Source organism: Bradyrhizobium ganzhouense (assembly GCF_049949285.1).
Classification (GTDB): domain Bacteria; phylum Pseudomonadota; class Alphaproteobacteria; order Rhizobiales; family Xanthobacteraceae; genus Bradyrhizobium; species Bradyrhizobium ganzhouense.
Genome location: NZ_CP181318.1, coordinates 403,114 through 422,122, shown reverse-complemented (window position 1 = coordinate 422,122; position 19,009 = coordinate 403,114). Strand labels below are relative to the sequence as shown.

The following is a 19,009-nucleotide window of genomic DNA, read 5'->3' as shown; positions in this document are numbered from 1 at the left end:
GAACCCGCAGGGGATCGCCTGAAGGACTATATGGCGGGCGGGCCCTTGCCCGGCAAGCCGACGTGTCGTCCGCCCTGGCAGCGGAATTATGGCCTATTCGGCCGCTTGTTTCGCAGCCCTGACGCCCTGGGCCAGCGCCGCCGTCAGTTCGGCCACGGCGTTAACGGTTTTGGCGGTTGCGCGGCCCTCGGCATCGAGGCTGTTCTTGAGTGCGTCGACCAGCGCGGTGCCGACCACCGAACCATCGGCCTTCTCGGCAATGGCGCGCGCCGCCTCCGGCGTGCGGATGCCAAAACCAACGCAGATCGGCAGCTTGGTATGCCGCTTGATGCGCGCGACAGCTTCACCGACGGCATTCGCGTCCGCCGCTGCTGCACCGGTGATGCCGGCGATAGAGACGTAATAGACAAAGCCTGATGTGTTCGCGAGCACCGCCGGCAGGCGCTTGTCGTCGGTGGTCGGGGTCGCGAGGCGAATGAAGTTCAGGCCCGCCTTCAGCGCGGGAATGCAGAGCTCGTCGTCTTCCTCCGGCGGCAAATCGACGATGATCAGGCCGTCAACGCCGGCCGTCTTGGCATCCGCCAAAAACTTGTCGACGCCGTAAATGTAGATCGGATTGTAATAGCCCATCAGCACCAGCGGCGTGACGTCATCGTCCTTTCGGAAGCCGCGCACCAGCTCCAGCGTCTTCTTCAAGGTCATGCCGTTCTTGAGCGCGCGCAGACCTGCCGCCTGAATCGAGGGGCCATCCGCCATCGGATCGGTGAAGGGAATGCCGAGTTCGATGACGTCGGAGCCCGCCTTGGGCAGCGCCTTGACGATATTGAGCGAAGTCGTGAGATCGGGATCGCCGGCCATCACATAGGTGACAAAGGCCGAGCGGCCGGCTTTTTTCAGCTCGGCGAAACGGGTGTCGATACGTGTGGTCACTTGCTCTTGCCCTTCAGGATGTCGCCGACCTGCGGGACGTCCTTGTCGCCGCGGCCGGAGAGATTGACGACCATCAGGTGGTCTTTCGGCCGCTTCGGCGCGAGCTCCATCACCTTGGCGATGGCGTGCGCGGGCTCGAGTGCCGGAATGATGCCTTCGAGCTTCGAGAGCAGCTGGAACGCGGCGAGCGCCTCATCATCAGTCGCGGAGAGATAATTGACGCGGCCGATCTCGTGCAGCCAGGAATGCTCGGGACCGATGCCGGGATAGTCGAGGCCGGCCGAGATCGAATGCGCGTCCTGGATCTGGCCGTCGGCATCCATCAGGAGATAAGTGCGGTTACCGTGCAGCACGCCGGGACGGCCGCCCGCGATCGACGCCGCATGCAACTGCGTCAGCCCGTGGCCCGCGGCTTCGACGCCGAAAATCTCGACCGAGGGGTCGTCGAGGAACGGATGGAACAGGCCCATCGCGTTCGAGCCGCCGCCGATGCAGGCGACCAGCGAATCCGGCAGGCGGCCTTCGACCTCCTGCATCTGCGCCCTGGTCTCGTTGCCGATGATCGACTGGAAGTCGCGTACCAGCGTCGGATAGGGATGCGGACCCGCCACCGTGCCGATGCAGTAGAACGTGTTGTGCACGTTGGTGACCCAGTCGCGCAGCGCCTCGTTCATGGCGTCCTTCAGCGTGCGCGTGCCCGACTGCACCGGAAAGACTTTTGCGCCCAGCATCTCCATGCGGATGACGTTCGGCTGCTGCCGCTCGACGTCGACGGCGCCCATATAGACCACGCATTCGAGGCCGAAGCGCGCGCATAACGTCGCGGTGGCGACGCCATGCTGGCCGGCGCCGGTCTCGGCAATGATGCGCTTCTTGCCCATGCGCCGCGCCAGCATGATCTGGCCGAGCACGTTGTTCACCTTGTGCGAACCGGTGTGGTTGAGCTCTTCGCGCTTCAAATAGATCTTGGCGCCGCCGAGATGCTCGGTGAGGCGTTCGGCGAAATAGAGCGGAGAGGGCCGGCCGACATAGTTCTTGAGATAGCCGTTCATCTCGGCCTGGAAGGCCGGATCGGCCTTGGCCGCGCTGTAGGCCTTCTCCAGGTCGAGGATCAGCGGCATCAGGGTTTCGGCGACGAAGCGTCCACCAAAGATGCCGAAATGGCCGCGCTCGTCGGGGCCGCTGCGATAGGAGTTTGGTTTGACGATGTTCATCGAACGCTCAACTTTTGACTTGCATCTTGGGTGGCGCGCGCGGCGCGAATGAAGGCCTTGATCAGCTCGGGATCCTTGACGCCTGGGGCGCTCTCGACCCCCGAGGACACGTCGGCGCCACCGGCGCCGGTGACGCGGAGGGCTTCCGCGACGTTGTCGGCGTGAAGCCCGCCGGAGACCATGTAGGGCAGTTTCAGATCGAGATGTTCGAGCAAGTGCCAGTCGAAGGGCGCACCCAGGCCGCCGGGCCGGGTCGCATCCTTCGGCGCGCGAGCGTCGAACAGGATGCGGTCGGCGACCGCGGCATAGCCGGGCAACACGGCGAGATCGGCTGATGTTGCGACCGGCACCGCCTTCATCACCGGGCGGCCGAACTTCTGCTTGATGTCGCGCAGCCGCGCCACGCTTTCCTTGCCGTGGAGCTGAAAAATGTCCGGCGACAGCGCGTCCATGATGTTGTCGAGCGTGGCATCGTCGGCATCGACCGTGAGCGCGACCTTGAGCGCGCGCTGCTTCACCTGCCGGCCGAGGTCCCGCCCCGTCTCCAGCGAGACATGCCGGGGCGAGGGCGGAAAGAACACGAATCCCACCATGTCGGCGCCCGCGTCGAGCGCTATTTCGAGCGTCTCACGCGTGGACAGGCCGCAGATTTTGACGAGCAGGGACATGGTCTCAAAGCGGGTGGAGGCCGCAAGCGGGGGCCGGGAAACGGGTTTTTCGGTCGGGCCGCTTCTACAACGTCGCGCGCTGCTTGTCTCGCCCAACGGCCCCGTAAAGGCCCACGCCGGTGGGTACCGGGAGGTGCCGGAGCTCGGGCTTGGCCGGGGCCGTCCGGGCCCTCAGATCGGCCAGCTCGTCCCGGGCGGCCCGTGCATCCGCCTCATGCCGGCGCGCAGCGCGCCGCCAGTGCCGCTGGCCAAACCAGACCGCGCAGCCGCCGACGATGACGCCGAGGGCAGCCACCAGGATCAGCAGCAGGAACAGCGGCAGCGTGACCGACAGGGCCGGATCGGCCGCCATGAAGGGATCGAAGGAGACGGTGACGAAATGCCGGTTGGCCACCGCAAAGGTCACCAGGATCAGGGCCAGCGGAATCACGATCAGCGCGGTCAGGAATTTTCGCATCGCGAGCGCTCGTCTTGAATCAAGCTTGCTGCCGCATCATGCGGCCGTTCGGTTAAGCCCGGACGACAGACTTTAGTCCGGGGCGCCCGGATCCGGATGATCGCGATTCAGCCGCTCGCGCATTTCCTTGCCGGTCTTGAAGAACGGAACGCTCTTCTGATCGACCGGGACATGGGCGCCGGTGCGCGGATTGCGGCCGGCGCGCGCTGGGCGGTGCTTCACCGAGAAAGCGCCGAAGCCGCGCAGCTCGACGCGGTCGCCGCGTGCGAGTGCCGCTACGATCTCCTCGAGAATCGCATTCACAATGTTCTCGACATCCCGCTGGTACAGATGCGGGTTGTGCTCGGCGATACGCTGAACAAGTTCGGATTTGATCATCGAGAGATAGGACCCGGGAGCGTGCGGATGACCATTTCCGTGAAAATACTGTGATCTGTCAAGACGCTAAATGAAGGTTGAGCGTCGCGAAAGTGCGTGACAAATGCCGAAAAAGCAGGCTGCACGGCTACCCGCCGGGCGGGAAAAAGCTCTGAAACTCGCGTTGTTCCCGCTTGTTCCCGGTCAATTCGACGCAGCCGGCTGCCACAGGGCCAGCATTCCATCCAACCCGACACGATCGACCGCCTGCACGACGCCGGTTTGCGCGATTTGGTGCGCAATCGAGCCGAATCCAAGCGCTTCCAGCGTCACGGCGGCCGCCGTCCTGAGGAACGGCAGATCGCCAAAGCGCGGCTCCAGCCTGTAATCGCGCACGCTGAGACCCTTCTTGACGCCCTTCTGCTCCTCGAGCCAGGTCACGGCGGTTTTCTCGTCGCCGAGCTGATCGATCAGCTTGAGATCGATTGCCTGGCGTCCGGTGAAGACGCGGCCATCGACGACTTTTTCGAGCTGCGTGTCATCCATGCCACGGCGCTGCTTCACCAGATCCTTGAACCAGGCATAGGAATCCCTCACCAGCGCATCCAGCGCGGCCCGGGCCTCCGGGCTGGTCGGCTCAAAACCGTTGGGCGCGGCCTTCAGCGGCGTGGACTTCACTTCCTCGACCTTGACGCCGATGGTCTTCAAGAGCTCCGAGACGTTCGGAAACTGGAACAGCACGCCGATCGAGCCGACCAGCGAGCTCTGCTGGGCGATGATATGGTCGCTCGCAATGGCGGTGATGTAACCGCCGGACGCCGCAAGACCTTCGACCACGACGACCAGCGGCTTCTTCGCCTTCAGGCGCGTCAGGGAATCATAGAGCTGCTCGGAGCCGGCGGTGGTGCCGCCCGGCGAATTGATGTGAACGATCACGGCGGCGGCCTGCGAATTCTCCAACCGCTCCAGCGCCCGCGTGCGCTCCGAATCGCTGCGGATCAGGCCATCGATCTGCACACGCGCGATTGAGCCTGCAGAGGCGAAGCTGCTGCGCGCGCCGGGTGTCGCGATCAGTGCGAAGCCCGCGATCGCAGCGATCGCGATCAGCGCGGCCATCACGCGCCAGAACGTCAGCTTGCGGCGGATCCTGCGGCGATCGACGATGATGTCCGAATCGAGCGACATCGGAATATCTCCAAATGAAAGGCCGCTTGGCGTTGTGCCGTCACAACGTGACCAATGGCTTGTCTGGATACATCAATTGCGGCGCAATTTGAAGAAAACAAGGCCTGCGGCCGGGTAGGCCCTGGACGCTGCCACATACTCCGCTGTCGTCCCGCCGAAGGCCGGGACGACGATAGCAACAAAAAAGCCCCGGCTTGCGCCGGGGCTCTGATGTCAGTGAAACTTACGTTTCGCTTACTTGCTGTCGCGGTTCTTGAGCGCGGTGCCCAGGATGTCGCCGAGCGTCGCTCCCGAATCCGAGGAGCCGTACTGCGCGATGGCTTCCTTCTCTTCGGCGACTTCGAGCGCCTTGATCGACACCTGAACCTTGCGGGCCTTCTTGTCGAACTGGATCACGCGGGCATCGACCTTTTCGCCGACGGCGAAGCGTTCGGCGCGCTGGTCGTTGCGGTCACGCGCGAGCTCCGAGCGCTTGATGAAGGTCGAGAAGTCGGTACCGGTGATCTTCACCTCGATGCCGCTTTCCTTCACTTCGAGCACTTCGCAGGTCACGACAGCGCCCTTCTTGACATCGCCCGGCTCGGCGAAGGGGTCGCCTTCGAGCTGCTTAATGCCGAGCGAGATACGCTCCTTCTCGACGTCCACATCGAGCACCACGGCCTTCACCATGTCGCCCTTCTTGTAGTTGTCGATCACCTGCTCGCCCGGAAGCTTCCAGTCGAGGTCGGAGAGATGGACCATGCCGTCGACGTCGCCCTCGAGACCCAGGAACAGACCGAACTCGGTCTTGTTCTTGACCTCGCCCTCGACGGTCGAACCGGTCGGATGACCTTCGACGAAGACCTCCCACGGGTTGCGCATGGTCTGCTTGAGGCCGAGCGAGATGCGGCGCTTGACGGAATCGACTTCCAGCACCTGCACATCGACTTCCTGCGAGGTCGACACGATCTTGCCGGGGTGCATGTTCTTCTTGGTCCACGACATCTCGGAGACGTGGATCAGGCCTTCGATGCCCGGCTCGAGCTCGACGAACGCACCGTAGTCGGTGATGTTGGTGACACGGCCGGTGAAGCGGGCACCCAGCGGGTACTTGGCTTCGATGCCCTGCCACGGATCGTCCAGCAGCTGCTTCATGCCCAGCGAGATGCGGTGCGTCTCGTGGTTGATCTTGATGATCTTGACCTTCACGGTCTGGCCGATCGAGAGCACCTCGGTCGGGTGGTTGACGCGGCGCCACGCGATGTCGGTGACGTGCAGCAGGCCGTCGATGCCGCCGAGATCAACGAACGCACCGTAATCGGTGATGTTCTTGACCACGCCGTCGATGACCTGACCCTCTTCGAGGTTCTGCACCAGCTCCTGGCGCTGCTCGGCGCGGGTCTCTTCGAGAACCGTGCGGCGGGAGACGACGATGTTGCCGCGACGGCGGTCCATCTTGAGGATCTGGAACGGCTGCGCGTTGTTCATCAACGGCGCAACGTCGCGGATCGGACGGATGTCGACCTGCGAACGCGGCAGGAAGGCAACGGCACCGTCGAGGTCGACGGTGAAGCCGCCCTTGACCTGGTTGAAGATGACGCCCGTGACCTTTTCGTTGTTCTGGAACGCCTTCTCGAGCTTGCCCCAGCTCTCTTCGCGGCGCGCCTTGTCGCGCGACAGCACGGCTTCGCCGAGGGCGTTCTCGATGCGATCGAGGAACACTTCCACCTCGTCGCCGACCTTGATCTCGCTCTCACGGCCGGGGCCGGAAAATTCGCGCAGGGCGACGCGGCCCTCGGTCTTCAGGCCGACGTCGATGACGGCCATGTCCTTTTCAATTGCAACCACCTTGCCCTTGACGACCGAGCTCTCCTGCAGGTTGCCACCTGCGAAGGACTCGTCGAGCATCGCGGCGAAATCGTCGCGCGACGGGCTATAGGTATCAGCGGAAGTCGAAGCCATTTGTTCTCCAGTTGCGGATGTCTTGCCGGCCGTTGGGTTTTTGGGCGTATCGGACGCGCAGTGTCGGAAGGTCCACAAAACCTTCGAGCGACCGCTCGTTGCTCCGGTCCAAAGACCGGAACAGCGCAAGCGGGCCGGCTGGGCCCGCACGTTCGATACGTGGAAATCGTTGTGTCCGGAGCCTGGATCGCGTCGGCCCCAAACAGGGACCGAGGGTATCGACCTCAAAGAGCGGGAGCGGGCGCTTCCTCCAATGACGGCTGCGGCTTAACCCCGCGACCGGCCCGCTCGGACGGCCTCGATAATGTCGATGGCGGCCCGGACGCCGCCTTCTATATCCAGTTGGGAGTTATCAAGCAAGTAAGCATCTGCGGCCGGTTTTAGCGGTGCAATCGGCCTGTTCTTGTCCCGTTCGTCGCGCTGGATGATGTCGGCCAGCACCGCCGCCTCATCCGCCTCCTCGCCCCGCGCCCTCGCCTCCATCGTGCGGCGGCGGGCGCGGACTTTCGGGTCAGCCACGACGAAAATCTTCACGTCGGCATTGGGGCAGATCACGGTTCCAATGTCCCGGCCGTCCAGCACCGCGCCGGGCGGGCCGGCGGCGAACTGCCGCTGGAAATCGAGCAGAACCTCGCGAACCCTGGGGATCGCCGAAACGATGGAGGCGCCCTCGCCGGCCGTCTGGGTCTTGAGGGCGGGATTGCCGAACTTTTCAGGATCGAGTTCCAGCGCGGCCTGCACCGCAGCCGCCTCGTCCCGGAGATCCTGGCCGGACTGCATCAGGGCGTAGGCGACCGCGCGGTAGATCACGCCGGTATCGAGGTGACGATAGCCGTAATGATGGGCGAGGCGCTTGCCGAGCGTGCCCTTGCCCGAGGCCGCGGGTCCATCGATAGCGATGATCATGTCACTGTGTCTCAGCTGTTTGAGGACCGCGCGCGCGTCGCAATGGCCGCTCTTCAGTAAAAATGTTGCGGGACGCGAACTCGGCGGGGCTCGCAAAAGTGAGATATTCACGCATTGCGTCGGACGGAGACGACGCGGTGAACCAAGGTTCGGCAAGGCGCCGCGCCGGATCGCAAACCCACGCCGGTACGCGGCCGAGACGACGTTGCTTTGCCAGATATTCGGCGATCGCGCCGACGAGTGCATCAAGCCGATCGTCCCGCGTTAAGGCCGGCTCGTCTTCGATCGTGTCGTATTGAGCCCGGCTGGTTCCCGCTAAGTCGAAGGTGTCCAAGAATTCGGCCAGGGTCGCGTCCTGCGGCGCGCCGGCGCGAATGCGATCGACTGCTTCAGCGAGGGTATTTGGGCGCATCGGCTCCTCCCTCCAGGTCCATATTCTTCAGCAGAAAGCGCTGCTTCTCAGAGGAAGCCGCGCTCACCGGAAAATACCGACCGAGCAGGGCAATGGCTTCTTCGATGGTCGAGATTCCAACTACTTTCATCAGATTCAAGATATCCAGCCGTTCCGTCTCCCCGCGAACAGGATCCGTGATCCGGAATGCCTTCAATTTCAGTGCCAGAAGATATGCCGCGGAGGGCACCGAGACCTCAAGCCCCGGTGACGTGCCGTCGCGCGGGAATGTGCCAAATTCGAGATGATCCGCGGCGCGATCCGCCAACGGACTAAGATGAAATACGACCTGATCGTTGAACCAGTCGGCGTCCCATCCATTTCTTGCCGCAAGCTCGCTAATTGTCCTCTCAAGCCAATCAGGCAGCGGCCGCTCGAGCTTCGAAACATCAACATCCTCGGTCGCGAAGCGGAAATTGCTGGCAAGCATGAGGGCAGAGCCGCCATAGACCGCGATCTGAAGCTTGGTTCCGGCGTCGGCCGCAGCACGGCCGATCGAATCGAAGGCATCCAGCAGGGCGTCGCGATCGAAGGCTGCGCTCATGGCCGCGGCCTCATGAAAACTCGGCCCCCAGCGACCGCATCATCGGAATGAAATCCGGGAAACTGGTCGCGATGAAGGCAGTGTCGTCGACCGTCACCGGCTGATCGGACGCGCAGCCCATCACCAGCGCGGACATCGCGATGCGGTGGTCCATATGCGTGGCGACAGTGCCGCCGCCGGGGACGTGACCGCGGCCCTCGACGATCAGATCGTCGCCGGAGACAGTGACCTTCACGCCATTGACGCGGAGCATGTCCGCGGTGGCCTCGAGCCGGTCGGATTCCTTGACGCGCAGCTCCTGTAGGCCGCGCATGATCGTCGTGCCTTCGGCGAAGGAGGCGGCGACCGCCAGCACGAGATATTCGTCGATCATCGACGGCGCGCGTTCCGGCGGCACTTCGACACCGCGCAGCTTTGACGCGCGCACGCGCAGCTGCGCCATCGGCTCGCCGGCGTCACCGCGCACTTCGCTTTCCTCGATGGAGGCGCCCATCTCACGCAGCGTCGTGAACAGGCCGGTGCGCAGCGGATTGGTCATCACGTCGGACAGAACGACATCGGAGCCTTCGACGATCAGCGCCGCGACAACCGGAAAGGCCGCTGAGGACGGATCGGCGGGCACGACGACGGTGGCGCCATGCAGCTCGGGCTGGCCGACCAGCGTGATGCGGCGGCCGTGAGCGCCCTCGACCACCGAGGTGATGTCCGCGCCAAAATGCTTAAGCATTAGCTCGGTGTGGTCGCGGCTGGCCTCGTTCTCGATCACGGTCGTGGTGCCCGGCGCAGACAGGCCCGCCAGCAGCACCGCCGACTTGATCTGGGCCGAGGCGACCGGGGTCTTGTAGGTGATCGGCAGCGGATCGCGCGCGCCCTGGACGGTCAGCGGCAAGCGGCCACCCTCAGCGGCAGAAGCGACCTTGGCGCCCATCTTTTCGAGCGGATCGAGGATCCGGCGCATCGGGCGGCTGCGCAGCGAGGCATCGCCATCGAACACGGCCGAGATCGGGCAGCCGGCGACGGCACCCATGACCAGCCGGCAGCCGGTGCCGGAGTTGCCGAAATCCAGCGCCGCCTTGGGCTGTGCAAAACCTCCGACGCCCACGCCCTGCACCTTCCAGGCGAAATCGCCGGTGCGCTCGACCTTGGCGCCGAGGGCCTGCATGGATTTGGCGGTGTTGAGGACGTCCTCGCCCTCGAGAAGACCCGTAATCCGGGTCTCGCCGACAGCTAGCGCGCCCAGGATGAGGGCGCGGTGGGAGATCGACTTGTCCCCGGGCACCCGTACTTTCCCGGTCAGGGGGCCGCTTGAGCGCGACTTCAGCGGCGTCGGCTTGTCGGAATGGGTCAAGATTGTGTCCTTAGATGCACTCAAAGGCTGGCGGGCACCTACCACATGGTCTCCCCGCCGTCACGAGCATGTCTTTCTGTCGTAATGCGCTATTGACAGCGGGCCGCCAACTAGCCAAGTGAAACACCGCTTTTCAGACATCCCAGGATTCCTCTGCCGTGGCCAAGTCCGAACTCGGAACCAAACGCATTTGCCCAACGACGGGCAAGAAATTCTATGACCTCAACAAGAATCCGGTGATCTCGCCCTATACCGGCGAAGTGGTCCCGATCGCGCCTGTGGCGCCGGCGCGCGCCACCCGCGGCGCCGAAGCCCGTCATGCGGCCGCGGCGGACACCACGCCGGAGCCGGCAGAAGTCGAAGAGGTCTCGCTCGAGGAGGCCGATGCCGAGGAGAACACCGGCAAGGTCAAGGCCGTCGTCCCCGAATCCGAGGACGATATCGAGGTCGACGAGACCCTCGACGACGACGATGACGATGATTCGACCTTCATTGCCGACGAAGAAGAGGGCGATGAGGACGTGACCGACATCATTGGTGATGTCGGAGGTGATGAAGAGACTTGAGATCAGCCCTGATCTGTGAAAAAGGGTGCACCGCGCGAGTCACCAGGCTCGCCGGTCGGGAATGACCCGCCAGGGTCGTCCCAGGACTTAAGGGGCCATAGCTCAGCTGGGAGAGCGCTTGCATGGCATGCAAGAGGTCGGCGGTTCGATCCCGCCTGGCTCCACCAGCCTTCGCTCGCTTCGCGAGCTTCGGCTCGGCAAGCCAGCTCCGCTCTATCGTAGCGAAGCTAGCGAAGGCTGCCGCGGCGTAGCCCGAAGGGCGAAGCCGGGCTCTCGGCAAATACTCGTCCTGAGATACTATCCGTCCACTGCGCAAGGCGGGGGATAGGATGAAGTATGTCTACATTCTCGAGAGCCTCGATTCCGGCCATTTCTACATCGGCATCACTGACGACCTTCGGGCCCGGCTCGCAAAGCACAACGCCGGCGAGGTGCCCCACACATCAAAGTACGGCCCGTGGCGCATCAAGACCTACATCGCTTTCAGCGACGAGAAGCAGGCCGTCGCATTCGAGAAATACCTGAAGTCAGCGTCAGGCCGAGCGTTCGCCAAGAAGCGCCTCTGATTCCTACTCCCCGATCACCGCATTCAACCGGTCCCTTAGCGCGACGATCTCGTCTTTCATTGCGACCAGCTCCGGCACCGAGCAGTCCGACGCGGCCAGGATCGACTGCGGGACGCTGCGCGCCCTGTCCTTCAGCGCGTGGCCCTGCGGCGTCAGCGCGATCAGGACCTGACGCTCGTCCTCGCTGGAGCGCGTGCGCTTGACGAGGTGCGCGGCTTCGAGCCGCTTGAGCAGCGGCGTCAGCGTGCCCGAATCCAGAAACAGCCTCTCGCCGATATCCTTGACCGGCACGTCGTCGCGCTCCCACAGCACCAGCATCACCAGATATTGCGGATAGGTCAGGCCGAGCCGGTCGAGCAGCGGCTTGTAGACGCGGTTGAAGGCATGCGCGGCCGAATAGACGGCGAAGCAGATCTGGTTGTCGAGGCGTTGCGGATCCAGGGTCGATAATTTCCGGGCCATAGAGAATCTCACGAGATTGACCCGCATTGTGGGACCGGGCGGGCCGACATTCAATTGCGAACAATTAAATGTGAGGCATGCAAATTTCAATTGCGCACAATCTAATTGTTTGCGATAGAGGATGCACCCCAACCCGAAGACCCCAAGGGAGACGAAAATGTCCGTGAACGTCCTCTACAAGACCAGCGCAAAAGCCACCGGCGGCCGTGACGGCCATGCTGCGACCCTCGACGGCGCACTCGACGTCAAGCTCACCACGCCGAAGGAACTCGGCGGCGGCGGTGGCGCCGGCAACAATCCCGAGCAGCTGTTTGCGGCCGGCTATGCCGCCTGCTTCATCGGCGCGATGAAGTTCGTGTCCTCGCAGGGCGGCCCGAAGGTCCCGGCTGACGCCTCCGTCACCTCGACGGTCGGCATCGGCCCGCGCTCGGCCGGCGGTTTCGGCCTCGACATCGATCTGGCCGTCTCGCTGCCGGGCCTGTCCCGCGCCGACGCCGAGGCGCTGGTCGAGAAGGCGCACCAGGTGTGCCCGTACTCCAACGCGACCCGCGGCAATGTCGACGTTCGCCTGACGGTCGTCTGATCTGACGGTGGATTGGCTGGCCCGAGATCCCCCTCGGGCCGGCCGCTTCCGCTTGATTTGCCATGCCGCGGGATTGCGCGGCGACGCATACGCCCCCACGCGGCAAGCCATTGCTGGCTTGGACGAACCTCGCTAGGCCTGTGGTCAATTATCGACACAGGGGAAGCGAAGGCATGACTGAACCCGCAACCGGCGCAATGAGCGGACTGCGCGTCATCGATCTCACGCGCGTGCTCGGCGGTCCCTACTGCACCCAGATCCTCGCCGACCATGGCGCCGACGTGATCAAGGTCGAGCCACCCGCGGGCGATGAGGTACGCGACTGGGGTCCTCCCTTCCACGAGGACGACGCGGCCTATTTCGTCGGCATCAACCGCAACAAGCGCTCGATCGGCCTCGACCTCGCCTCCGAGGGCGGCCGTGTCGTGCTGCTCAAGATGCTGGAGACGGCCGACGTCCTGATCGAGAATTTCAAGCCGGGCACGCTGGAGAAATGGGGCATCGGCAACGATGTGCTCAGCAAGACATATCCGCGCCTCGTGCATTGCCGGATCTGCGGCTTCGGCGCCGACGGCCCGCGCGGCGGCAATCCCGGCTATGACGCCATCATCCAGGCCATGACCGGCATGATCGCGGCGACCGGCTCGCCCGAGAGCGGGCCGATGCGGATCGGCGTGCCCTTGGTCGACATCACCACCGGTCTTTACGCGGCGATCGGCATCCTGATGGCGCTGTCGGAGCGGCAGCGCTCGGGCAAGGGCCAGTTCCTGGAGACGACGCTGTACGAGACCGGCCTCGCCATCATGCATCCGCACACCGCGAATTATTTCATGCATGGCAAGCCGCCGGGACTTACCGGCAACGAGCATCCGAACCTCGTTCCTTACGCGATCTTCCCGACCAAAACCGACAACATCTTCATCGGCGTCGGCAATGACGGCACCTTCCGCAAGCTCGCCAAGGAGATCGGCAAGCCCGAGCTCGGCACCGATCCGCGCTTTGCCCGCAACAAGGACCGCATCGCCAATCGCGACGCGCTGCGCGCGGAGCTTGCCGCGGTGTTCAGCCAGCACGAGGCCGAGCCGCTGTGCAATCGCCTGCTCGCCGCAGGCCTGCCCGCAGGTCCCGTGCAGAAGATCGACCAGGCATTGTCCAACCCGCACACGATCGCGCGCGGCGATGTCATCGAGAAGGACTGGTACAAGGGTGTGGCCTCGCCGATCCGGCTCGATCGCAGCAAGCCGAGCCTGCGCCGCCTGCCGCCGAAGTTCAGCCAGCACTCCGTGGAGGTGCTGGGCGAGTTCGGCTACTCACAGGCGGAGATCGACGCGATGGTCAAGAGCGGCGTGGTCTGCGGGCCCGAGCGCAAGCGCTAAGCCTTCACGGCGGTGCGCTCCCTCTCCCGCAAGCGGGAGAGGTTTAGAGAGATCTGCAAATGCCGCAGTGCGGCGCGGGCACTGGTGTGCACCGCGAACGGAGGAGGCTGCGCGCGGCGCGTTCGCCTATTTGATGGCTTCCCTTTTCCGGCGCTTGCCGCTTTCGTTTCGGCCGCTTACACAGTCATGTGAACGTCATATGGCGCTGCTAGCGCAAGCGATCTTTTTGACGGCCAAGGGAGGTTACTTGATGGCTCTTCGACATTTTGGGGCGGCTGCCGCTGTTGCAATCGCGGTTGGCATGACGGCTTCGCCGGCGCTGGCCGTGACTGAAATCCAGTGGTGGCATGCGATGACGGGCGCGAACAACGACGTCATCGTCAAGCTCGCCAACGACTTCAATGCGTCGCAGAGCGACTACAAGGTCATCCCGACCTACAAGGGCAGCTATCCCGACACCATGAACGCCGGCATCGCCGCCTTCCGCGCCGGCAACGCACCGCACATCATGCAGGTGTTCGAAGTCGGCACCGCGACCATGATGGCCGCGACCGGCGCCGTGAAGCCCGTCTACAAGCTGATGGCCGACGCCGGCGAGAAGTTCGATCCGAAGAACTATCTGTCCGCGATCACCGGCTACTATTCGACCTCGAAGGGCGAGATGCTGTCCTTCCCGTTCAACTCGTCGTCGACCGTGATGTGGGTCAACCTCGACGAGCTGAAGAAGGTCAACGCCGAGATCCCGAAGACCTGGCCCGAAGTGTTCGAGGTCGCCAAGAAGCTGCACGACAACGGCCATCCGACCTGCGGCTTCTCCGGCTCCTGGGTCACCTGGGTCAATCTCGAGCAGCTCTCCGCCTGGCACAACGTGCCGCTCGCCAGCAAGGCCAACGGCCTCGACGGCTTCGACACCGTGCTCGAGTTCAACGGACCGCTCCAGGTCAAGCATCTCGAGAAGCTGGTCGAGCTCCAGAAGGACAAGACCTACGACTACGCCGGCCGCACCAGCCAGGGTGAAGGCCGCTTCACCTCGGGTGAGTGCGCAATCTACCTGACCTCGTCGTCCTTCTTCGGCAACGTCAAGGCGCAGGCCAAGTTCAACTTCAACGCCGTGCCGATGCCGTATTATCCTGACGTCAAGGGCGCGCCGCAGAACTCGATCATCGGCGGCGCCTCGCTCTGGGTCATGGGCGGCAAGTCGGCCGACGAATACAAGGGCGTCGCAAAGTTCCTGACGTTCCTCTCCGACACCGATCGTCAGGTCTACATCCACAAGGCCTCCGGCTATCTGCCGATCACCAAGGCCGCCTATGAAAAGGCGAAGGCGGAAGGCTTCTACAAGGATCAGCCTTATCTCGAGACCCCGCTGCTCGAGCTGACCAACAAGGAGCCGACCGAGAACTCCCGCGGCCTGCGCCTCGGCAACATGGTTCAGCTGCGTGACGTCTGGTCGGAAGAGATCGAGCAGGCGCTGGCCGGCAAGAAGACCGCCAAGCAGGCGCTGGATGCCTCGGTCGAGCGCGGCAACACGATGCTGCGTCAGTTCGAAAAGACCGCCGTGAAATAAGGCGAAGGCGCCGGCGGTGCCGCACGATCAGCGGCCCGCCGGCGCCACCCCATCATGCAAAAGCAAGCGATTTTCCAATCAAAGCTATTGCCGTACTTGCTGGTTGCCCCGCAACTGGCAGTGGTTCTGATTTTCTTCTATTGGCCGGCCTTGCAGGCGGTGATCCAGTCGTTCCTGCTCCAGGACGCTTTCGGTCTCTCGTCGAACTTCGTCTGGTTCGATAATTACATCGAGCTGTTCAAAGACCCCGCCTATTTTGAAGCGATCGTCCGGACCTTCATCTTCTCGTTTGCGATTGCCGTGTCGTCGCTGTCCTTCGCGCTGCTGCTCGCCGTGATGGCGGACAAGCCGCTGCGCGGCTCGATGCTCTACCGCACGCTCCTGATCTGGCCCTATGCGGTTGCCCCGCCGGTCGTCGGCGTGCTCTGGATCTTCATGCTGCATCCCTCGCTCGGCGTGCTCGCGCGATATCTGCGCGCCGCCGGCGTCGACTGGAATCCATTGCTCGACAGCAACCAGGCCGCCGCGCTGATCATCCTGGCCGCCGCCTGGAAGCAGATCTCGTACAATTTCCTGTTCTTTCTCGCCGGCCTGCAGGCCATTCCGAAGAGCGTGTTCGAGGCCGCCGCAATCGACGGCGCGCGCCCGATGCGGCGGTTCTGGACCGTGACGTTCCCGCTGCTGTCGCCGACCATCTTCTTCCTGCTGGTCGTCAACATCGTCTACGCCTTCTTCGACACCTTCGGCATCATCGACACCATGACCCGCGGCGGACCCGGCACATCGACAGTGACGCTGGTCTACAAGGTCTATACCGACGGCCTGCTCGGCGGAAATCTCGGCAGCTCGGCGGCACAATCCGTCATCCTGATGATCCTCGTCATCGTGCTCACGGGAATCCAGTTCCGCTTTGTCGAACGCAAGGTGACCTACTGATGGTCGAGCAAGAGGGCTTTCGACGCTACGTCGCTCATATCATCCTGTGGATCGGGATCGCGATCGTCGCGTTCCCGGTCTACATCGCGATCGTCGCCTCGACCCAGGACAACGCGCTGATCGCCAACGGGCAGATGTCGCTGCTGCCGGGCGGGCATTTCTTCGAGGTCTACTATCAGACCATCTTCGTCGGCACGAGCGGCTCGACCCGCGAGCCGGTCGGCAACATGATGCTGAACTCGCTGGTGATGGCACTGCTGATCGCGGTCGGCAAGATCGCGATCTCGATCATCTCGGCCTATGCGATCGTCTATTTCCGCTTTCCGTTCCGGATGCCGATCTTCTGGATCATCTTCATTACGCTGATGCTCCCGGTCGAGGTGCGCATCTATCCGACCTACAAGATCGTCGCCGACCTGCATATGCTCGACAGCTATGCGGGCCTCGCGCTGCCGCTGATTGCATCCGCCACCGCGACGCTGCTGTTCCGCCAGTTCTTCATGACCGTGCCGGATGAACTCCTGGAAGCCTCGCGCATCGACGGCGCCGGTCCGCTCCGCTTCTTCTGGGATACGCTGCTGCCGCTGTCGCGCACCAACATGGCGGCGCTGTTCGTGATCCTCTTCATCCTCGGCTGGAATCAGTATCTCTGGCCGCTGCTGATCACCACGCGCGACGACATGCAGACCATCCAGGTCGGCATCCGCAAGATGATCACCACCACCGACGCGCTGACCGAATGGCCGGTCGTGATGGCGACCGCCGTGCTGGCCATGCTGCCGCCGGTGTTCGTCGTCGTCGCCATGCAGAAACTGTTCGTGCGCGGCCTGGTCGAGACGGAGAAGTAGAGAGTTATGGCGAACGTCACCCTGCGCAACGTCCGCAAGACCTACACCGGCGGCTTCGAGGCCATCAAGGGCGTCAACGTCGATGTCGGCGACGGCCAGTTCTGCGTGCTGGTCGGACCAAGCGGCTGCGGCAAGTCGACCCTGCTGCGCATGGTCGCGGGGCTCGAGACCGTCACCGGCGGCGAGATCGACATCGGCGGCCGCGTCGTCAACCAGGTCGAGCCCGCCGATCGCGACATCGCGATGGTGTTCCAGAACTACGCGCTTTATCCGCATATGAGCGTGTTCAACAACATGGCTTACGGCCTGCGCAATCGCGGCATGAAGGAGGCCGAGGTCAAGACCCGCGTCGAGGAAGCCGCGCGCGTGCTCGAGCTCTCGGCCATGCTGGAGCGCAAGCCGCGCCAGCTCTCCGGCGGCCAGCGCCAGCGCGTCGCCATGGGCCGCGCCATCGTGCGCCAGCCAAAAGTGTTTCTGTTCGACGAGCCGCTGTCGAACCTCGACGCCAAGCTGCGCATCGCGATGCGCGTCGAGATCCGCAAATTGCAGCGCCGGCTCAACACCACGTCGATCTACGTCACCCACGACCAGCTCGAGGCGATGACGCTCGCCGACATCCTGGTCGTGATGAATGGCGGCCAGGTCGAGCAGGTCGGCAATCCGCTGGCCATCTACGAGAAGCCGGCCACGACCTTCGTCGCCTCCTTCATCGGCGCGCCGCCGATGAATCTGATGTCGACGCGCACTGAGGAAATCAAATCGCAGCTTGGCGGCAGCGCGAATGAGGCCGGCATCCTCGGCATCCGTCCGGAAGATTTTGTCATCACCGACCAGACCCCGGCCGGCGGCGTCGCATTGCCGCTAACGGTGGAAGCGATCGAGCGCGTCGGCGCCGAAACTTTCATCTACGGCTCGCGCGCCCAGGACGAGCAGCGCGTCGCCGCCACGCCGGGTGAGCTGCCGCCGGGCGAGGTCATCGTTCGCATCCCCGGAACCGAGGCTCCGGCGATCGGTGAGAAGATTCGGGTCGCGGCGGTACGCCAAAAGCTGCATTTGTTCAGCGGCGACGGACGGACGCGGATCGAGGCCTGACCGGTTCCGATAGGACCAGCCGGCAAAAGAGGCGAAAACAACCCCATGCACAGTAGAAGGGGCCCTGTTTTCATTAGGATAAATCGCCCCGCAAATTCGTCATAGCCGGACGCCCCCGGAAACAGTGAATCCACAGCCCCATGCTAGGTGCTTGAACCCACACGGCGATATGCCCATATTGCTGACCAAGGGGCGCCGCTTCCGGGCCCTGAAATGCCAAAGTCGCTTCGAGAGGACTTTGTAAACTATGTCTCGTGTTCCCACGTTATCCAGTCCGTTCCTTCTGGGCTTCGACGAGATTGAGCGCGTGCTCGATCGCGTCGTCAAAGGCGCCGACGGTTATCCTCCCTACAATATCGAGAGGTGCGACCGGTCGGACGGCCAGCCCGAGCGTTTGCGGATCACGCTGGCGGTTGCCGGATTCACCCGCGACCAACTCGATGTAACCATTGAGGAAAACCAGCTCGTCATCCGCGGGCGGCAGCAGGACGACAAGACCCGGCAATACATCCATCGCGGCATCGCCGCGCGCCACTTCCAGCGCACGTTCGTGCTGGCGGAGGGGATGCTGGTGCTGGGTGCGGATCTGAAGAACGGGCTGCTGTCAGTCGATCTTGCCCGGCCAGAACCGGAGAGGATCGTTAAGACAATCGCTATCAATGAGCACGAATAATGGAACGAGTAGCGGACTCGACCGCTTAGTTTCTGTGAAGGAGTCGAGACCATGAGTGAAGGTCACGTTGCGTTCGAATACGAAGCCAAGGCCGTCTCGCCCGAGACGCTGGCAACCCTCGGCGAAGGCCACATCGCCTATGTGAAGCAGATCCGCTCCGAGGATGTGCCCGGCCTGTTCCCCGAGGCCCCGAAGATCGCGCCCGGCCTCAAGCTGTTCGCGCTTCACGCCGCCGACGGCACGCCGATCATGCTGACCGACAGCCGCGAAGCCGCAGTGGCGAATGCCTGGAGCAACGAGCTGCAAGCGGTGAGCGTGCACTGAGCGCACGCACGTCGC

General features: G+C 63.6%; 22 protein-coding genes and 1 tRNA gene. 11 read left to right on the top strand and 12 right to left on the bottom strand.

Features of this window, described 5'->3' with window-relative positions:
* Nucleotides 1-93: 93 nt before the first annotated feature.
* The 11 genes from trpA to aroA all read right to left on the bottom strand — a co-directional run bounded on the left by trpA (nt 94) and on the right by aroA (nt 10,001).
* Nucleotides 94-930 carry a tryptophan synthase subunit alpha gene (gene trpA, locus ACLFLU_RS02035; RefSeq protein WP_426410703.1) on the bottom strand — a complete coding sequence of 279 codons (837 nt, stop codon included), beginning with the start codon at nt 928-930 and terminating at the stop codon, nt 94-96.
* Nucleotides 927-2,144, bottom strand: coding sequence for a tryptophan synthase subunit beta (trpB, locus tag ACLFLU_RS02030; RefSeq protein WP_426410702.1), 1,218 nt, complete (start codon nt 2,142-2,144; stop codon nt 927-929). Before trpB ends, trpA begins: the two co-directional genes overlap by 4 nt.
* Nucleotides 2,141-2,812 carry a phosphoribosylanthranilate isomerase gene (locus tag ACLFLU_RS02025; protein ID WP_426410701.1) on the bottom strand — a complete coding sequence of 224 codons (672 nt, stop codon included), beginning with the start codon at nt 2,810-2,812 and terminating at the stop codon, nt 2,141-2,143. The genes trpB and ACLFLU_RS02025 overlap by 4 nt, the downstream gene beginning before the upstream one ends.
* Nucleotides 2,813-2,876: 64 nt before the next feature.
* Entirely contained in the window at nt 2,877-3,269 is a 393-nt protein-coding gene (locus ACLFLU_RS02020; RefSeq protein ID WP_426410700.1) for a lipopolysaccharide assembly protein LapA domain-containing protein, read from the bottom strand.
* A 72-nt stretch (nt 3,270-3,341) separates the two neighbouring features.
* A complete protein-coding gene (locus ACLFLU_RS02015) occupies nt 3,342-3,647 on the bottom strand; it encodes an integration host factor subunit beta (RefSeq protein WP_007598410.1) in 306 nt (101 codons plus the stop codon).
* Between the two features lie 183 nt (nt 3,648-3,830).
* Nucleotides 3,831-4,811 (bottom strand): signal peptide peptidase SppA, encoded by a 981-nt coding sequence (gene sppA, locus ACLFLU_RS02010; RefSeq protein WP_426410699.1) that lies wholly within the window; start codon nt 4,809-4,811, stop codon nt 3,831-3,833.
* A 234-nt stretch (nt 4,812-5,045) separates the two neighbouring features.
* Nucleotides 5,046-6,752, bottom strand: a complete 1,707-nt coding sequence (gene rpsA, locus ACLFLU_RS02005; RefSeq protein ID WP_426410698.1) for a 30S ribosomal protein S1 — start codon at nt 6,750-6,752, stop codon at nt 5,046-5,048.
* A 267-nt stretch (nt 6,753-7,019) separates the two neighbouring features.
* Complete coding sequence (gene cmk / locus ACLFLU_RS02000) at nt 7,020-7,658, bottom strand: (d)CMP kinase (protein WP_426410697.1); 639 nt, start codon at nt 7,656-7,658, stop codon at nt 7,020-7,022.
* 1 nt (nt 7,659) lies between these two features.
* On the bottom strand, nt 7,660-7,992 hold the full coding sequence (locus ACLFLU_RS01995) for a hypothetical protein (protein ID WP_426410696.1): 333 nt from the start codon (nt 7,990-7,992) through the stop codon (nt 7,660-7,662).
* 55 nt (nt 7,993-8,047) lie between these two features.
* Entirely contained in the window at nt 8,048-8,653 is a 606-nt protein-coding gene (locus ACLFLU_RS01990) for a hypothetical protein (protein WP_426410695.1), read from the bottom strand.
* A 10-nt stretch (nt 8,654-8,663) separates the two neighbouring features.
* Complete coding sequence (gene aroA, locus ACLFLU_RS01985; RefSeq protein WP_426410694.1) at nt 8,664-10,001, bottom strand: 3-phosphoshikimate 1-carboxyvinyltransferase; 1,338 nt, start codon at nt 9,999-10,001, stop codon at nt 8,664-8,666.
* 158 nt (nt 10,002-10,159) lie between these two features.
* On the opposite strand from aroA, the gene ACLFLU_RS01980 reads away from it, so the two are divergent.
* The 3 genes from ACLFLU_RS01980 (at nt 10,160) to ACLFLU_RS01970 (ending at nt 11,133) form a co-directional block, all read left to right on the top strand.
* Nucleotides 10,160-10,567 carry a TIGR02300 family protein gene (locus ACLFLU_RS01980; RefSeq protein ID WP_234682465.1) on the top strand — a complete coding sequence of 136 codons (408 nt, stop codon included), beginning with the start codon at nt 10,160-10,162 and terminating at the stop codon, nt 10,565-10,567.
* A 91-nt stretch (nt 10,568-10,658) separates the two neighbouring features.
* Nucleotides 10,659-10,734 (top strand) — tRNA-Ala (locus tag ACLFLU_RS01975).
* A gap of 162 nt (nt 10,735-10,896) precedes the next feature.
* Complete coding sequence (locus ACLFLU_RS01970) at nt 10,897-11,133, top strand: GIY-YIG nuclease family protein (protein ID WP_426410693.1); 237 nt, start codon at nt 10,897-10,899, stop codon at nt 11,131-11,133.
* Nucleotides 11,134-11,136: 3 nt separating this feature from the next.
* Here ACLFLU_RS01970 and ACLFLU_RS01965 read toward each other — a convergent pair whose 3' ends face one another.
* On the bottom strand, nt 11,137-11,595 hold the full coding sequence (locus ACLFLU_RS01965) for a MarR family winged helix-turn-helix transcriptional regulator (protein WP_426410692.1): 459 nt from the start codon (nt 11,593-11,595) through the stop codon (nt 11,137-11,139).
* A gap of 157 nt (nt 11,596-11,752) precedes the next feature.
* Between ACLFLU_RS01965 and ACLFLU_RS01960 the strand changes: the two genes are divergently transcribed.
* The 8 genes from ACLFLU_RS01960 (at nt 11,753) to ACLFLU_RS01925 (ending at nt 18,994) form a co-directional block, all read left to right on the top strand.
* Nucleotides 11,753-12,178 carry an organic hydroperoxide resistance protein gene (locus tag ACLFLU_RS01960; protein ID WP_027531600.1) on the top strand — a complete coding sequence of 142 codons (426 nt, stop codon included), beginning with the start codon at nt 11,753-11,755 and terminating at the stop codon, nt 12,176-12,178.
* Nucleotides 12,179-12,351: 173 nt separating this feature from the next.
* Complete coding sequence (locus tag ACLFLU_RS01955; protein WP_426410691.1) at nt 12,352-13,554, top strand: CaiB/BaiF CoA transferase family protein; 1,203 nt, start codon at nt 12,352-12,354, stop codon at nt 13,552-13,554.
* A gap of 250 nt (nt 13,555-13,804) precedes the next feature.
* On the top strand, nt 13,805-15,121 hold the full coding sequence (gene ugpB / locus ACLFLU_RS01950) for a sn-glycerol-3-phosphate ABC transporter substrate-binding protein UgpB (RefSeq protein WP_426410690.1): 1,317 nt from the start codon (nt 13,805-13,807) through the stop codon (nt 15,119-15,121).
* Nucleotides 15,122-15,175: 54 nt separating this feature from the next.
* Entirely contained in the window at nt 15,176-16,057 is an 882-nt protein-coding gene (gene ugpA, locus ACLFLU_RS01945) for a sn-glycerol-3-phosphate ABC transporter permease UgpA (RefSeq protein ID WP_426410689.1), read from the top strand.
* A complete protein-coding gene (gene ugpE / locus ACLFLU_RS01940) occupies nt 16,057-16,905 on the top strand; it encodes a sn-glycerol-3-phosphate ABC transporter permease UgpE (RefSeq protein ID WP_426410688.1) in 849 nt (282 codons plus the stop codon). Before ugpA ends, ugpE begins: the two co-directional genes overlap by 1 nt.
* Nucleotides 16,906-16,911: 6 nt before the next feature.
* Entirely contained in the window at nt 16,912-17,997 is a 1,086-nt protein-coding gene (locus ACLFLU_RS01935; protein ID WP_426410687.1) for a sn-glycerol-3-phosphate import ATP-binding protein UgpC, read from the top strand.
* Between the two features lie 247 nt (nt 17,998-18,244).
* A complete protein-coding gene (locus tag ACLFLU_RS01930; protein WP_014438749.1) occupies nt 18,245-18,670 on the top strand; it encodes an Hsp20 family protein in 426 nt (141 codons plus the stop codon).
* 51 nt (nt 18,671-18,721) lie between these two features.
* Nucleotides 18,722-18,994, top strand: a complete 273-nt coding sequence (locus ACLFLU_RS01925) for a DUF1150 family protein (protein ID WP_097663320.1) — start codon at nt 18,722-18,724, stop codon at nt 18,992-18,994.
* Nucleotides 18,995-19,009 lie beyond the last annotated feature (15 nt).